14 protein-coding genes are annotated in these 14844 nt (G+C 43.6%); 10 read left to right on the top strand and 4 right to left on the bottom strand.

Features of this window, described 5'->3' with window-relative positions; all coding sequences use genetic code 11:
• Positions 1-145 precede the first annotated feature (145 nt).
• The 6 genes from ACZIX4_RS05510 to ACZIX4_RS05485 all read left to right on the top strand — a co-directional run bounded on the left by ACZIX4_RS05510 (position 146) and on the right by ACZIX4_RS05485 (position 8004).
• Positions 146-1819: an SBBP repeat-containing protein gene (locus tag ACZIX4_RS05510; RefSeq protein ID WP_463334612.1), complete on the top strand. Its 1674-nt coding sequence runs from the start codon at positions 146-148 to the stop codon at positions 1817-1819.
• 42 nt (positions 1820-1861) lie between these two features.
• Positions 1862-3076 carry a helix-turn-helix domain-containing protein gene (locus ACZIX4_RS05505; protein ID WP_463334611.1) on the top strand — a complete coding sequence of 405 codons (1215 nt, stop codon included), beginning with the start codon at positions 1862-1864 and terminating at the stop codon, positions 3074-3076.
• Between the two features lie 414 nt (positions 3077-3490).
• Complete coding sequence (locus ACZIX4_RS05500; protein WP_463334610.1) at positions 3491-4678, top strand: phosphoglycerate kinase; 1188 nt, start codon at positions 3491-3493, stop codon at positions 4676-4678.
• Between the two features lie 87 nt (positions 4679-4765).
• Positions 4766-6547 (top strand): lytic transglycosylase domain-containing protein, encoded by a 1782-nt coding sequence (locus ACZIX4_RS05495; protein ID WP_463334609.1) that lies wholly within the window; start codon positions 4766-4768, stop codon positions 6545-6547.
• Positions 6548-6571: 24 nt separating this feature from the next.
• Positions 6572-7555: a DUF4837 family protein gene (locus tag ACZIX4_RS05490; RefSeq protein WP_463334608.1), complete on the top strand. Its 984-nt coding sequence runs from the start codon at positions 6572-6574 to the stop codon at positions 7553-7555.
• Positions 7552-8004, top strand: coding sequence for a GNAT family N-acetyltransferase (locus ACZIX4_RS05485; RefSeq protein ID WP_463334607.1), 453 nt, complete (start codon positions 7552-7554; stop codon positions 8002-8004). Before ACZIX4_RS05490 ends, ACZIX4_RS05485 begins: the two co-directional genes overlap by 4 nt.
• 12 nt (positions 8005-8016) lie before the next feature.
• On the opposite strand, the gene ACZIX4_RS05480 is transcribed toward ACZIX4_RS05485, so the two are convergent.
• From ACZIX4_RS05480 to ACZIX4_RS05465, 4 genes are all read right to left on the bottom strand, one after another.
• Positions 8017-9198: a hypothetical protein gene (locus ACZIX4_RS05480; RefSeq protein ID WP_463334606.1), complete on the bottom strand. Its 1182-nt coding sequence runs from the start codon at positions 9196-9198 to the stop codon at positions 8017-8019.
• A gap of 106 nt (positions 9199-9304) precedes the next feature.
• A complete protein-coding gene (locus ACZIX4_RS05475) occupies positions 9305-9997 on the bottom strand; it encodes a S24 family peptidase (RefSeq protein WP_463334605.1) in 693 nt (230 codons plus the stop codon).
• Between the two features lie 137 nt (positions 9998-10134).
• Entirely contained in the window at positions 10135-11064 is a 930-nt protein-coding gene (locus tag ACZIX4_RS05470) for a magnesium transporter CorA family protein (protein ID WP_463334604.1), read from the bottom strand.
• Positions 11065-11262: 198 nt separating this feature from the next.
• Complete coding sequence (locus tag ACZIX4_RS05465; protein WP_463334603.1) at positions 11263-11448, bottom strand: hypothetical protein; 186 nt, start codon at positions 11446-11448, stop codon at positions 11263-11265.
• A gap of 152 nt (positions 11449-11600) precedes the next feature.
• Between ACZIX4_RS05465 and ACZIX4_RS05460 the strand changes: the two genes are divergently transcribed.
• The 4 genes from ACZIX4_RS05460 to sufC all read left to right on the top strand — a co-directional run bounded on the left by ACZIX4_RS05460 (position 11601) and on the right by sufC (position 14768).
• Complete coding sequence (locus ACZIX4_RS05460; RefSeq protein WP_054408607.1) at positions 11601-11930, top strand: HesB/IscA family protein; 330 nt, start codon at positions 11601-11603, stop codon at positions 11928-11930.
• Positions 11931-12077: 147 nt separating this feature from the next.
• Complete coding sequence (sufB, locus tag ACZIX4_RS05455; RefSeq protein WP_463334602.1) at positions 12078-13526, top strand: Fe-S cluster assembly protein SufB; 1449 nt, start codon at positions 12078-12080, stop codon at positions 13524-13526.
• Positions 13527-13595: 69 nt separating this feature from the next.
• Positions 13596-13985 carry a four helix bundle protein gene (locus ACZIX4_RS05450; protein WP_463334601.1) on the top strand — a complete coding sequence of 130 codons (390 nt, stop codon included), beginning with the start codon at positions 13596-13598 and terminating at the stop codon, positions 13983-13985.
• A gap of 36 nt (positions 13986-14021) precedes the next feature.
• Entirely contained in the window at positions 14022-14768 is a 747-nt protein-coding gene (sufC, locus tag ACZIX4_RS05445; RefSeq protein ID WP_463334600.1) for a Fe-S cluster assembly ATPase SufC, read from the top strand.
• Positions 14769-14844: the final 76 nt, after the last annotated feature.

The raw sequence follows: 14844 nt of genomic DNA, 5'->3' as shown, positions 1-14844 counted from the left end.
CTTGTAGGTTTTCATATGACCATAGCTGATGGCCCTATAATACTGTTAAAAAACGCTGATAATTGGTCTCACTGCTTCCGATAAGAACGTTGTGTGGGGTATTCTGGCTTCATTTGCAGCAACAAAACCACACAAGACTATGAAAATGAAAAAAGCTTTACTTATTACTGCCATGGGCCTCATGGCAGCGGCTTCGGCCACAGCACAATCGTTTACCTGGGCCAGGAGGTATGGTGGCGAGGGGGAGGATGTAGTCCGTTCGCTTGCGGTAGACGGCGACGGCAACTCCTACATTACCGGCTACTATACCGATACGGCCACCTTTGGCAATGTAACCATGACATCTAACGGCTGGTACGATGTTTTTGTAACCAAGACCGATACTAACGGAAACCTTATCTGGGTGAAGGGCTTTGGCGGCGCTTCGTTTGATTACGGTACCGCAGTTTATTCAGACCATTCAGGGAATGTGTACATCAGCGGGGTATTTGAAGAAAGCTTTGATGCCGACCCGGGTCCCGGCGTAACTACCCTTACCTCTGCGGGGCAACAGGATATTTTCGTCATAAAGCTGAAAGCGGATGGTGATTTTATCTGGGCCAAATCGATAGGCGGTACAGGCTATGAAGAAACTACTGCCATAGGTGCCGACCTTGACGGGAACGTATACCTTACAGGCTACTTTTACGATACGGCTAACTTTAACCCGGCAGGAGAAGCTGCAGAGCTTACCTCATCGGGCAGTTGCGACGGATTTATTGTAAAATATGATGCTGAGGGCAGTTTTAGCTGGGCGCAGCGTTTTGGAGGAAATGATATCGACCTGCCCATGGCTATGAAAGTACAGGACAATGGCGATATGTACATCACCGGGCAGTTCAGGGAAATGGCTGATTTTAACCCTAATCCTGTGGAAGCGTCTTTCCTGTTTACGGAGAGCAACTACCGTGGCCTGTTCCTGATGCATCTTAACAACGATGGATATTTACAGGAAGCGACCAAGCTGGGCGAAGCCCCGTCTGAAGCCATAGCCAGGGACATTGCCATAGATGCTGACGGTAATGCACACATCGTGGGTTCTTTTAGCGGGGAAATGGTGCTTAATGGAGATACTGAAAATGAAATCAGCTTTAACTCGGGTACGTTTACTAAAGGTTTTGTACTGAAAGCCAATACTACCGACGGTGTGGCATGGGCACATCCGTTTGCTTCTGCCCAGCCTAATTTCGGTTTTGGATTGGCAATAAATAATTCCGGGGAAACCTTTGTTTCGGGTTTTTTTGAAGATAGTATAACTTTCGGAAGTACTGTACTTACCCAGGAAACCGAAAACGCTGATGAAAACTTTATAGCAAGGCTTGATGCCAACGGTAATTTTACAGCAGCCTTCCAGTTTGGCGGAGCTAATTTCATAGACAGTCACCATTTACGCAGTGATGCGGCAGGTAACCTGTATACCTCAGGTGCGCTGGAAACATTTGTAGACCTTAACCCCATAGCGGGCCAGGATTTCCCAACGCAAAGCCTTGGCTACAGGGATACCTACCTTATAAAGCTGGAAATGCCGCTAATGGGTACCGATAATCCCGCATTTGTACAAGATGTTTTTGTGTACCCTAACCCGGCAAGCGGCTTAGCGTATGTGCATGCGGCACAAAACCTTAACGGAACGCCGTATACGCTGTACGATGTTGCCGGGCGGAAAATAGCAGCAGGTAAGCTATTGGCAGATAATGCCGTAAGCCTGCAAAACCTCCCGGCAGGTGTGTATACGCTGGCGGTGGAAGGGTTGAATAACTTTAGGATCATCAATCAGTAATCAATAGTTTTTTGTAAACATTCCGGCTAATCGCTTGTAAAAGTGTCGTATACTTTCTACTTTTCGCCCATGGAAAGTTGGGAGATGTTTATCGACTTTTGCCTGATAGCCGGGATGTCTTTTCTTGGCCTGCTCATCTTTTTCCTGATAAAGCAAAAAGCAGGCTTTTCTAAAAAGCTGCTCATCGTTTTCTTTGCCAGCGCTTTTTTCTTCCTGCTGTATTATTACGGCTACCTGCACAGGTCCAGGCCCATAGGGGCTATAGCCATACTTTTCGGGCATGGGGTAGGTTACCTGCTGGGTCCTATGATACTGTACCTGCTAAAATCCATCATCTTCCCGAAAGAACAGCTGGTAAAGCCCATGCTGCTGAACCTGATACCGTTTTTTGCAGTATTTTTGTGCATAAACATACCACTGTCTGTAGCCATGGCTACCGATTATTTTACGCCCTTCCATAAATTCTACAACAATGCCGAGGGTTATTTTAACCTTGCGGAGAATGCTTTTTTTGCCGTTTACCTTGTGCTTACGTGGCGTTTTTTGGTGCGGATAGAAAAGATATTCCAGGAAAACTATTCGGCTTTAGATAAAAACAACCTGGACTGGTACCGGTACCTTATTATCGGTTTTGTGGTGATTATTACAACCGATTCCGCCTGTACGGTTTACGAATTTTTCTTTGCCATAATCGAGTGGAATATAGGTACTATCATTGCCCTGATTTACATAGCCATGTATCTGTATTTGGGTTACAAAGGCATGTTCCAGGCGCAGATACTGATGCCCGATTTCCTTTTGGATAAAATAAGCGGCAAGGCACCACAACCCGAAATTTTTCACGAACCTGAAGCACCCGTAACAGAAACCCCTGCAAAAACCGTTACCGGGCAGCTGGATAGTTTCTCTGCGCCTGAAATAGAGGGGCTTAAAAGCAGGTTATTATCCCTTTTGGAAAACGACAAGGTATTCCTGAACGAAGAACTGAGCCTTACTGACCTTTCGGATAAAATGGGCATTTCCAACAAAAAGCTCTCAGAACTACTAAACAAATACCTGGATACCAGCTTTTATGACCTGGTGAACGATTACCGCATAGGCGAGGTTAAGCGCCGCCTGGATGCGGGCGATGCCGAAAAGTATACCATGGTTTCTATAGCGTATGATTCGGGTTTCCAGTCGAAAGCCAGTTTTTACCGCATTTTTAAGAACCGGGAAGGTATTTCACCTACGGATTACAGGAAGAAGGGGATGTAATACTTTCCACCATAAATTCGGGATTTTGCGTTGCGTTTTTCACGTTGCGTCACTGCGAGCGAAGCGCGGCAGTCTCATCATTAAATTATTAGATAAAAAATTAGATTGCTTCGTCGTGCCTCCTCGCAAAGACGGCATGTGAAGAAAGCAATCAAAATTTAACAAAAATCTTCTTTATAAAGCTCTTAGCCAAAAAATTGCGCAAACGATTTCTGCGAAAATATCCTTGCCCAACTCGTTACAGATTATTTCCGTTTCATGCAAAAAACCAAACTTTAACACTTATATATTTATTTGTAAATCAGATATTTATTAGAATTGCAAAAATCTTTATGAACAATTATTTGGCTTATTATTAACACAAAAACCTATATTTGCATTTCACCATACTTAAAACAGAACATAAATAACTCTATGAAAACCCTTTCAGACATCAATTTCAAAGACAAAAAAGCTGTAATACGTGTTGACTTCAACGTTCCTCTGGATGAGAACTTTAACGTAACCGACGATACCCGTATCGTAGCTGCAAAACCTACAATTGATAAAATCCTGGAAGACGGTGGCAGCGTAATACTTATGAGCCACCTGGGCCGCCCGAAAGGCAAAGAGGAAAAATATTCGCTTAAGCATATTGCAGCTAAAGTAAGTGAAGTACTGGGACAGGAAGTGAAATTTGCTGAAGACTGTATCGGTGAAGTAGCTGAGTCTGCTGCTGCGTCACTACAGCCGGGTGAAGTACTGCTACTTGAAAACCTTCGTTTCTACGCTGAAGAAGAAGCCGGTGATGAGGAATTTGCAGGCAAGCTAGCAAAACTGGGCGATGTGTATGTAAACGACGCTTTCGGTACGGCACACCGTGCACACGCTTCTACTACCATAATCGCTAAATTCTTCCCTGAGGCTAAGGTATTCGGTACCCTGCTTGCAAAAGAAATAGAGAGCCTTGACAAAGTGCTTAAAAACAGCGAGAAACCTGTAACGGCTATCCTTGGCGGTAGTAAGGTTTCTACAAAAATCACGGTTATAGAGAACATCCTGAATAAAATAGACCACCTTATCGTAGGCGGCGGTATGACGTATACTTTCGTTAAAGCCCTTGGCGGAAACGTAGGTAACTCTATCTGCGAGCTTGATAAGCTGGACCTTGCACACGAAATTTTGGCTAAAGCCAAAGAACATAACGTACAGGTGCACATCCCTGTGGATGTAGTGGCTGCTGATGATTTCAGCCCTAACGCTAACACCCAGATTGTTGATGTTAAGGAAATACCGGACGGATGGCAAGGCCTTGACGCAGGACCAAAAACCCTTGAAAACTTTAAAGAAGTAATACTGCAAAGCAAAACCATCCTTTGGAACGGCCCTATCGGCGTGTTTGAAATGGAGAAATTTGCTAATGGAACTATAACCCTTGGCGAGTACATTGCCGAGGCTACAGCTAACGGTGCGTTTTCGCTTGTAGGCGGCGGCGACTCTGTAGCTGCGGTAAAACAATTTGGCCTTGAGCCGAAGATGAGCTACGTTTCTACAGGTGGCGGTGCCATGCTGGAAATGCTTGAAGGCCGTACCCTTCCGGGTATAGCTGCTATACTGGAATAGTTAAATAATACAATAAAACCCTGAAGGCCGGTGTTATACATGGGTCTGTGCCCCAAAAGGCACGTAATTTATAGTGAGGAGTAAATTATGAGGAAAAGAGGAACATTGTCGTTGATGTTGGCGCTGGTTTCAGCGGGGCTTTTTGCCCAGGAAACGGCCCAAACGGAGATATCGCCCAGGCCGTATGTAAAAGTTTCATACCTTGATTCGATAAAAGGAAGTTTTGTGCGTAACCACGAAATGGCCTGTATCGACAGCCTGTGGATGGGCGAGCTGGCCAACGACGACCTGTTTGAGGACATGCAAAACGACCTGAAAAACATTAACCCCGATGTTGATGTAGATTACAGGGCGCTGAGCACCGATGTACTGAAAGACAGGCTGGCCAAAATGGATGCTACATCGCCGTTTAACATCGAATACAGCAAAGGCTTAGAAAACATTATAAAATCGTACCTTAAAAACCGCCCACGCAGCTACGAGAGGCTGATGGCGATAAGTGAGTACTATTTCCCGATGTTTGAAGAGCACCTTGCCAAATACAATGTGCCGCTGGAACTTAAGTACCTTGCTATTGTTGAAAGTGCACTGAACCCAAGGGCTAAAAGCCCGGTGGGCGCTACAGGCCTTTGGCAGTTTATGTACCCTACGGGTAAGCAGTACAACCTGGAGGTAAACAGCTACGTAGATGAGCGTTGCGACCCTCTTAAAGCTACCGAGGCTGCCTGCCAGTACCTTACCAGCCTGTATAATATTTTTGGTGACTGGGATTTGGTACTTGCATCATACAATGCAGGCCCGGGTAACGTTACCAAAGCCATACGCCGCAGTGGTAACTACAAAAACTACTGGAATATCCGTAAAAACCTGCCACGCGAAACCCAGGCGTACAACCCTGCATTCATGGCTACCATGTACATTTACGAATATGCCAAAGAGCACGGCCTTAAAGGACAAAAAGCCGCTCTTACGTATTTTGAAACCGATACGGTAATGGTAAAACGCCAGATGTCGTTCAGGCAGATATCAGAACTATTGGATATACCGGTTAAGCAATTAGAGTTCCTTAACCCTATCTATAAGCTTGATGTAATTCCGTTTACGGGTGCAAAGGCGCATTACCTAAGGCTTCCGAAAGATAAAATCGGTTTATTTGCTTCAAATGAAAACGCCATTTATGCTTACATAGACCACGAAGGTACCAAGCGCGAAAGGCCTTACTGGGTGGGTAACCCTGACAAGGACAGCACTGCTATAGCGTCAAATTCATCTAAGCATAAATCGAAATACCAGAAAAAGACCAACGTTACCACAAAAACGTATATCGTAAAAAGTGGCGACAACCTTGGGGCTATTGCCGATAAGTATGATGTAAGCCTTGCCGAACTGAAGAAGTGGAACAAGATTAAGGGTACTAACATCAGGGCGGGGCAGAAGTTGAAAATACAGAAGATAACCACGGTTAAAGAACGTATTATTGCTGAGGAGCAACCTGAATCGGCTATTGCTGCTAACGATACTACAAAGGCTGCCAAGGCTACGGCTAAAACAGCTGATAAAACCAAAGTTGTAGCGGCTAAGGACAACAAGGATAAAGAAGAACAAACCGAAGATACCCCTGCTATAGCGGCTGCTGATTGTGATGCGCCTGCTAACGAGCAAAAGGCGAATACTGCGGTGGCTTCGCAACCGAAAAAGCGTGATACTACCTATGACGAAGCCCGTTTGTACATTGTACAAAAAGGTGACTCACTGTTCAGTATTGCAAGGAAACATCCGGGTGTTACGGTAGATAACCTTAAGGACTGGAACCAGATTAAAGGCGAAAGTTTACAGCCGGGAATGAAACTGAAAGTAGGAGACAACTAAGAAATGCTCCCTAACATATTTACCATGAAAAAAGTGCAGCAAATAGTAGCGTTAGCGTTACTTATTAGCTGCACTTTTTCGTCTTGTAAAGGTACCGATGACCAAAATGTATCGGAAGGCGGGCCAAATGAGGTAAGCATCATCATAAGCGATGCGCTTTGGAATGGCGCTGTAGGCGACAGCCTTCGGAAAAAATTTGCCGCACCGGTAGAAGGCCTTGTGCAGGAAGAACCCATTTTTACCCTGAACCAGTACCGCGGCCAGTTGCTTGACGATGATATAAAGCACGGCCGTAACATCATCTTCATCAACCAGGGCGAAGGCTTAAAGCTGGATTACCGATATAAGCAAAACAGTTACTGTAACCCGCAGCATGTTTTTACGCTTAGCGGCAAGGATGTGCCCGAGCTTATAGAGGCGGTGCAGATGTACAGTGACGAAATCATCAGGACGATAAAACAGGGAGAGATTTCGCGTGCGCAAAAACAGGATATTGAAGTTGGCCTGCGTGATACCACGTATTTTGCCAATCAATACGGCCTGAGTATTAAAGTGCCGCAAAGCTACCGGTACGCCATAAAAAACGAGAATTTTGTTTGGCTTAAAAAAGAAATTCAGGGCGGTAATACTAATCTGCTCCTGTACCGCGTGCCGTACATAACCCTGGAAAAAGACCGCGATATGATTAACAACATCATTCGCATGCGCGATTCGGTGGGGACGCTGTACATACACGGCCGTGAACCGGAAACGTATATGGTTACCGAGGCTACGTATTCGCCATCGGTGTTTATGACAGGGTTTAAAGACCACCACGCGCTGGAAACCCGTGGCAACTGGGAAATGAAAAACGACTTTATGAGTGGGCCGTTCATCAACTTCAGCATACGCGACAACAAAAACCAGTGCTATATGGTTATTGAGGGTTTTATTTACTGCCCGTCGTCGCCTAAGCGCGACCTGTTACTGGAACTTGAGGCCATAATACGCTCCACAAAATTCTTATGAGCATACAATTCGAAATAAAGCGATTTACCGAACTTTCTACCTCTGAACTATACGAAGCCCTGCAATTGCGCGCAAATGTGTTTGTAGTGGAGCAAAACTGCGTTTATCCGGATATTGACGGCAAAGATACCAAGGCATTACACCTATTGGGTAAATACAACGGCAAAATCGTGGCCTACGCACGTTTGTTTGACAGTGGGTACTATTTTGACAACCCATCCATAGGCAGGGTGGTTATTGATGCAGGTTATCGCGACCGTAAATGGGGGCACGACCTTATGAGGGCTGCCATACAGGGCATTTACGATAACTTCGGGCAGAAAGCCATTACCATATCGGCGCAGGAATACCTGAAAAAGTTTTACGAAAGCCACGGTTTTGTTCAGGAAGGCGAGGGGTATCTTGAGGATGACATCCCGCACATCAGGATGCATAAGGTTTTTGTTTAAGGTTTGCCCAAGTTATTTGTTCACTTTTGTTAGCGTGTCAATCAGGTACTTTTTAATTTTTGAGTAAGGAATTGTTACACGGTCAAACATTACTGGAAGACAGGCCATACCCACGTCATATCGGGCTATAAACGTAAACGCTTTTTCGTCGTTTATCTCTATCTGAAGTTTATCCATTTCAAATGGAGTAAATACTATTTCTTCAAGGCAATAGCTCGTTTCTTTTTGGTCCTGCTTTTTCATTTCAAGAAACTGTTGCTCCAAGTTTCGGTTTATTTTTTGTAAAAGTTTGCCATATTTTTCATTAAAAATAGCGTGGTTAGGTAACGTGTCCTTTTGAAAAATGATTAAGTCCTGATAAAACATTCTGCCTTTACCGTCCGGTTCGCTCACATTTACAAACTTATAGCCACGCCAATTTCGTATAATAGTGTTTATCGAATCATTTCCTGGCCCACTGGAGGTGTATTCGTTGTAAACGAGTTTTTGATGAGAGGTTTTATTTACGTAAGGGCCTATTTCCCAAATCTCCCCATTATAACGGCGTCGTTTCTCAGCAGTTAATATTTTTCCCGTATACATTGCTGATCCCGGATAAAGCCAGCCTAAAAAAGGTACTCCGCTATTAAAAGTTTTAAAGTAATCTTCATTAAGACAGGAATATAGTTCTTTGTTAAATTTTTCCACAGCAATTGCTTCAGGAAGGAACTTGTAATTGCCTGCGCACCAATAGCTTTTGTGCGAATAAACCGAATCATTTTTCATTTCATAGGTGTATGTATACCCATCAAAACCCCATGGCCAGCCCGCTATATATTTCTTATCCGAAATGGTGTCTACCTTTGACTGCGTTATTACTTTATACATTTCTGTAACTTCTTTTCTACTAAGGTTAAATACCTTGGTATACACGCCGCTATTGTTTTGTGAAGATTCATGAGCCATATACGTTATACTGCCTGAAAGCTTGTTTATACTGTCTTTGCGTATTTCAAGTAGTGAATATGTATTCCAACTTCTAAAAACAAAGGGCTCTTGTAAATCGGTGATAGGTTCTATATCAAATCGGTTTACAATGTAGTTCGTATACTTTATGCTGGCGGTGTCGCTGTCTTTTGTATATATAATGCTTTGTTGAGCCAGGCAATTTATGGCAAAGGGGAGATATATTATGCTGGTGTAAAAATGTCTCACGGTTGGCGGTATAAAAAACTATGGGCAATTTACATATACTTTGCTAAACGCAAAAAGTAAAATGCAAATTACCCATTGGCTATTTTGTTGGAAATAAATCTTTTGCTTAAAACATCGCATTAATGCGGATGCTGCCCTTAACCAGTGCTAATGCACGGATTGACTGCATGGGCACGTCTTTTGGCTGGTGCTTAGGGTTTTCGCTTACCAGTTTTATGTGTTCCGGTTCTTCGCTGCGGTGTATGTACTTTACGGTAATGTACTCATCGCCACCCATATCCAGGCCCAGCAGGTACATTTCGCCAAAGAAAATACTGTTTTTAATATCGTCCAGTATCTTGTACATTACTATATCGCCGCTGTTCAGTATGGGGCGCATACTGTCTCCCGTTACGTATACAGCGCCGTCGCATTTAGGCAGGTGCGGTACAGAGATGTAATCATCAGGTTTCATGGTGTTGGCACTGCCGAAAAGCGGCACTATACCGGCCACAGCCTCCAGGTTGTATAGCGGTATCTTCTGGCTTTCTACGGTAACATCGGTCTTCAGGCGGAATGTGGTAACACCCGTAGGCATTTCACTTTCAGGTAACAGCATATCACCAAAGCCGGTAAGCAGCCAGTTAGGATTCAGCTGAGGGTACTGGCTGATAATTTTTTCCAGTACGTTGCTGCCTATGCTTTTCTCGTCTTTTACAGCCTTGCTTATAGCGCCACGGCTTGCGCCGATACTGTTTTCAAAAGCGTAATAGCTGATGCCCGTGGCCTCTATAAACTGGCCTACCCTGCGTGATACCATATCAGAAATTTTTACAAATGTAAGAAAATAATCTTTTCTTTAGTGTAATAATATGGTAATTTATCAATGTAACAATTCAGTGATGTGTTATAATTCCTAAAACAATTGATACATTGGTACACAGAAACATCGTTTCATTAAAACAAGTTATTGCGTTTAAACAACAATACACCTACAACCGAAATTAGGAACGAAGCCAGCGCTATAAGCCAAAGCCCATGCGGGTTTTCCTGAAGGCTGTTTGGTACGTTCATGCCGTAGAAACTCGCTATAAGCGTAGGTATCATCAATATTATGGAAATGGAGGTAAGCCGTTTCATGATGATGTTCAGGTTGTTAGAAATCACGCTGGCGTAGGCATCCATGGTGCCGGTAAGGATATCGCTGTATATGTTAGTAGTGTCCTGTGCCTGGCGTAGCTCAATTTCTACGTCTTCAATCAGATCCGGGTCATAGCCGTCGCGGTACGCTTTAAGGTTGCGAATGCGGTAAAACAGCACTTCATTGCCTTTAAGCGAAGTGATAAAATACACCAGGCACTTTTCTATTTGCAGCAACGCCTGAAGGTCTTCATTACGGATGGATTTTTCCAGGTTATCTTCGGCATGTTTTATAAGCTGGTTTATCTGTTTCAGGTACTTCTGGAACCATATACTGCTGGATAACAGCAGGCGAAGCACCAGTTCCATAGGGCCGTCGGGCTGTATATGTTTTTTCTTAGAGTACTGAATGAAGTCGGCCAGCATGTCGTTTTGTGTAAAGCAAAGCGACACAAAAACATTTTCCTTAAAAATTACGCCCAGCGGGGCAGTGGTGTAGGGCAGGCGCTCGCTGTTATGCTTTATAGGCATGCGGAGGAGGATAAGGCACCAGCCGTCTTCCATTTCTATACGGGGGCGTTCGTCGGTATCTTCAATGTCGTTGTAAAATGCCTCGGGTACCTTCAGTTCGTCTAAAAGGTATTTTTTTTCGGCTTCGGTAGGGTTTACGGCGCTGATCCAGATAGAGTCGTTCTCGGTTTTACATGTAGTAAGGCCGCAGTGGTCTTTGGTGTAATAGGTTACCATTTTGCTTTTCCCTCAATAATTTGGTTACAGGGAAAAGCTGCTTCGCTATCCCTGCAGGGTTAATACTTGTATTTCCTGTCGGTAGTCGTCCATGGTGGAACAAAAATTTTTTGCAAAGGTAAACAATTACAATGCCATAACATTGCGTATTCCTTAAATTAAGATGTCCTTAAGGTTGTTTTATTGTGAATGTTGAGGTTAAAAACTAAAGCGTTCCCTGCAAACATGCTTTGTGGTAGTTATGGTTTCACCGTTTGCGGCGGTAGTTTTATATGTCACGGTTTCGCACTCACGGTGGTCGTTGCTTTTCCTTATGAATAGTACAATGCCTGTGGTTAGAATGGCTAATGCTGCAAGTGATGCTAGGATAGATTTTGGTTTCATGGTTGGGTAATTTTTGTAAAAGTACATAATTATTGCCGTAACTATAAACATCTTCTATGCTAATATTTGCCAATAAAATGGGATGATTTCCTAAAGCGAACTTTTTGGCATATCTTTGCACATAATTTACACTAATTATACGTTTTTAGGATATGATAAAAGTTTCTGATTCAGCAAAGAAGAGGGCCATTATGCTCATGGAGGATGACGGCTTTAACGCAGCTACTGACTATATAAGGGTAGGCGTAAAGAGCGGTGGATGTTCAGGTTTGTCATACGAACTTAAATTTGACAACGCGCTTAGCGAAAATGATAAAGTATTTGAAGACAATGGCGTAAAGATAGCCGTAGATAAAAAAAGCGTACTGTATCTTGCGGGTACAATCCTTGAGTTTAGCGGCGGCCTTAACGGCAAAGGCTTTGTTTTCAATAACCCTAATGCCGCAAGGACTTGTGGGTGTGGGGAGAGCTTCTCGCTATAAAAAAGTTTAAAGTTTCAGGTTTCAGGTTCCATGTTTTGGAGCCTGAAAATTGAGGCTTATTTGTAACGTTTAAAAAGTTATTCAGTATAGTTTTTAGGTTCGAGTGCGCAACTTTAAACCTGAAACTTTAAACCTGAAACAAAAAACATGAGTAAGTATACAGAAGAAGAATTAAAAATCGAACTCGAAAATAAAGAATATGAGTACGGTTTTTATACCGATATAGAAAGCGAAACGTTTCCCATAGGGTTAAACGAGGACATTATCCGCGCGCTTTCGGCTAAGAAAGAAGAGCCGGAGTGGATGACCGAGTGGCGCCTTGAGGCGTACCGTGTATGGACACAGATGATTGAGCCTGAATGGGCAAACGTACACTACGAGAAACCCGACTTTCAGGCTATTTCCTATTATTCTGCACCGAAAACGGTAGACCCTAACAAAACGCTTGACGATGTAGACCCTGAGCTTTTGGCCATGTACAAAAAGCTGGGTATTTCTATAGACGAGCAAAAGAAGATGAACAACATAGCTATGGATATAGTTGTGGACTCTGTATCTGTTGCTACCACGTTTAAAAAGACACTTGCTGAAAAAGGCATTATTTTCTGCCCGATTTCAGAAGCCATAAAAGAACACCCTGAACTGGTTAAGAAATATATCGGGTCGGTAGTGCCGCAAAAGGATAACTTCTATGCAGCGCTTAACTCGGCCGTATTCTCAGACGGTTCGTTTTGCTACATCCCTAAAGGGGTGCGTTGCCCTATGGAACTGAGCACGTATTTCCGTATTAATCAGGCAGGTACCGGGCAGTTTGAGCGTACGCTTGTTATTGCCGATGAGGGCAGCTACGTGAGCTACCTTGAAGGCTGTACCGCACCAAGCCGTGACGAAAACCAGCTTCACGCCGCTGTGGTAGAGCTTATAGCGCTCGACGATGCCGAAATTAAGTACAGCACCGTACAAAACTGGTTCCCCGGAACTAAAGAAGGCAAGGGTGGTGTGTTCAACTTTGTAACCAAGCGCGGTCTTTGCGAAAAGAACGCTAAAATAAGTTGGACACAGGTAGAAACCGGTTCGGCAGTTACCTGGAAATACCCAAGCTGTGTACTTAAAGGTGATAACTCGGTAGGTGAATTTTACTCTATCGCGGTTACCAATAACTTCCAGCAGGCAGACACAGGTACCAAGATGATTCACCTTGGCAAGAACACCAAGAGTACCATTATTTCTAAAGGTATCTCAGCGGGTAAGTCGCAAAACAGCTACCGTGGCCTTGTACAGATAGGAAGCCGTGCCGAAAATGCGCGTAACTTCTCTCAGTGTGATTCACTGCTTATGGGTAACAACTGCGGTGCGCACACCTTCCCGTACATTGAGTCGAAAAACACTACCGCCAAGATAGAGCACGAAGCTACGACCAGTAAAATTGGTGAAGACCAGGTGTTTTACTGCAACCAGCGCGGTATCCCTACAGAAAAAGCCATTGCCCTTATTGTTAACGGATTCAGTAAAGAGGTACTTAATAAGCTGCCAATGGAATTTGCCGTAGAAGCGCAGAAGCTTCTTGAAATAAGCCTTGAGGGATCTGTGGGTTAATTTTGTTTAAAGTTTAAGGTTTAAAGTTGTTTACTCTTGCCTTATAACTTTGATTAATCAATACAATATATGGCTACGGTAAAAAGGTTTGAAGATTTGGAAATCTGGCAGGAAGCAAGGCGACTTTGCAAAGAAATTCACATCATTTCGGTAGAAACCGGATTAAAATCAGACTTTAGGTTTCGTGACCAAATAAAGGCTTCATCAGGTTCTATCATGGACAATATTGCTGAAGGCTTTGAAAGAAATGGAAATTTAGAATTCAGGCAATTTTTATCTGTTGCCAAAGGCTCAGCCGGCGAGGTGAGGTCTCAACTGTACAGGTTGCTTGATTACGGTTATATTGACGAACATAAATTCAACTATTTGAAAGATTGTTTTGAGAATTTAAGCGGTAAAATAAACAATTTTATAATTTATCTAAACAATAAAGATTTTAAGGGTACTAAGTTCCAGTGAGGCAACTTTAAACCTTAAACTTTAAACAATTAAAACATGTTAAGTATAAAAAACCTGCACGCGAAGGTAGAAGACAAAGACATACTAAAAGGAATTAACCTTGAAGTTAAAGCCGGTGAGGTACACGCTATTATGGGGCCAAACGGTTCTGGTAAAAGTACCCTTTCATCGGTTATTGCCGGTAACGAAAACTACGAGGTAACCGACGGTGAAATCATCCTTGAAGGTGAAGACATAGGCGAACTTGCCCCAGAGGAGCGCGCGCACAAAGGTGTGTTCCTTTCGTTCCAGTACCCTGTAGAGATACCGGGCGTATCGGTAACAAACTTCATGAAAACCGCCATTAACGAAACCCGTAAGGCTAACGGCCAGGATGAAATGCCTGCCAACGAAATGCTGAAGCTTATCCGTGAAAAAAGCGAACTGCTGGAAATAGACCGCAAGTTCCTTTCGCGCTCGCTAAACGAAGGTTTTTCGGGTGGTGAGAAGAAGCGTAACGAAATTTTCCAGATGGCTATGCTGGAGCCGAAGCTTGCCATACTTGACGAAACGGATTCAGGTCTTGACATTGATGCGCTTCGTATCGTGGCAAACGGTGTAAACAAACTACGCAGCAAAGACAACGCTGTTATTGTTATCACCCACTACCAGCGCCTTCTTGACTATATTGTTCCTGACTTCGTTCACGTACTGTACAAAGGTAAAATCGTGAAATCGGGCGGTAAGGAACTTGCCTACGAACTTGAAGAAAAAGGCTACGACTGGATTAAAGCGGAGAATTAATTCGTTTAAAGTTTAAGGTTTAAAGTTTAAGGTTTGAGCAGGAGTGGTTATTGAGCTCCTCACAACTTTAAACTTT

It is taken from the genome of Flavobacterium niveum, from assembly GCF_055231775.1.
This window is presented reverse-complemented; position numbering and strand designations above follow the sequence as displayed.

Excerpts from the sequence above, each read along its gene's own strand:
- sufB (WP_463334602.1), top strand. The coding sequence starts at position 12,078 with ATGAGTAAGTATACAGAAGAAGAATTAAAAATCGAACTCGAAAATAAA.
- ACZIX4_RS05500 (WP_463334610.1), top strand. The coding sequence starts at position 3,491 with ATGAAAACCCTTTCAGACATCAATTTCAAAGACAAAAAAGCTGTAATA.
- ACZIX4_RS05510 (WP_463334612.1), top strand. The coding sequence starts at position 146 with ATGAAAAAAGCTTTACTTATTACTGCCATGGGCCTCATGGCAGCGGCT.
- ACZIX4_RS05465 (WP_463334603.1), bottom strand. The coding sequence starts at position 11,448 with ATGAAACCAAAATCTATCCTAGCATCACTTGCAGCATTAGCCATTCTA.
- ACZIX4_RS05495 (WP_463334609.1), top strand. The coding sequence starts at position 4,766 with ATGAGGAAAAGAGGAACATTGTCGTTGATGTTGGCGCTGGTTTCAGCG.
- ACZIX4_RS05485 (WP_463334607.1), top strand. The coding sequence starts at position 7,552 with ATGAGCATACAATTCGAAATAAAGCGATTTACCGAACTTTCTACCTCT.
- sufC (WP_463334600.1), top strand. The coding sequence starts at position 14,022 with ATGTTAAGTATAAAAAACCTGCACGCGAAGGTAGAAGACAAAGACATA.
- ACZIX4_RS05460 (WP_054408607.1), top strand. The coding sequence starts at position 11,601 with ATGATAAAAGTTTCTGATTCAGCAAAGAAGAGGGCCATTATGCTCATG.
- ACZIX4_RS05450 (WP_463334601.1), top strand. The coding sequence starts at position 13,596 with ATGGCTACGGTAAAAAGGTTTGAAGATTTGGAAATCTGGCAGGAAGCA.
- ACZIX4_RS05475 (WP_463334605.1), bottom strand. The coding sequence starts at position 9,997 with ATGGTATCACGCAGGGTAGGCCAGTTTATAGAGGCCACGGGCATCAGC.
- ACZIX4_RS05470 (WP_463334604.1), bottom strand. The coding sequence starts at position 11,064 with ATGGTAACCTATTACACCAAAGACCACTGCGGCCTTACTACATGTAAA.
- ACZIX4_RS05490 (WP_463334608.1), top strand. The coding sequence starts at position 6,572 with ATGAAAAAAGTGCAGCAAATAGTAGCGTTAGCGTTACTTATTAGCTGC.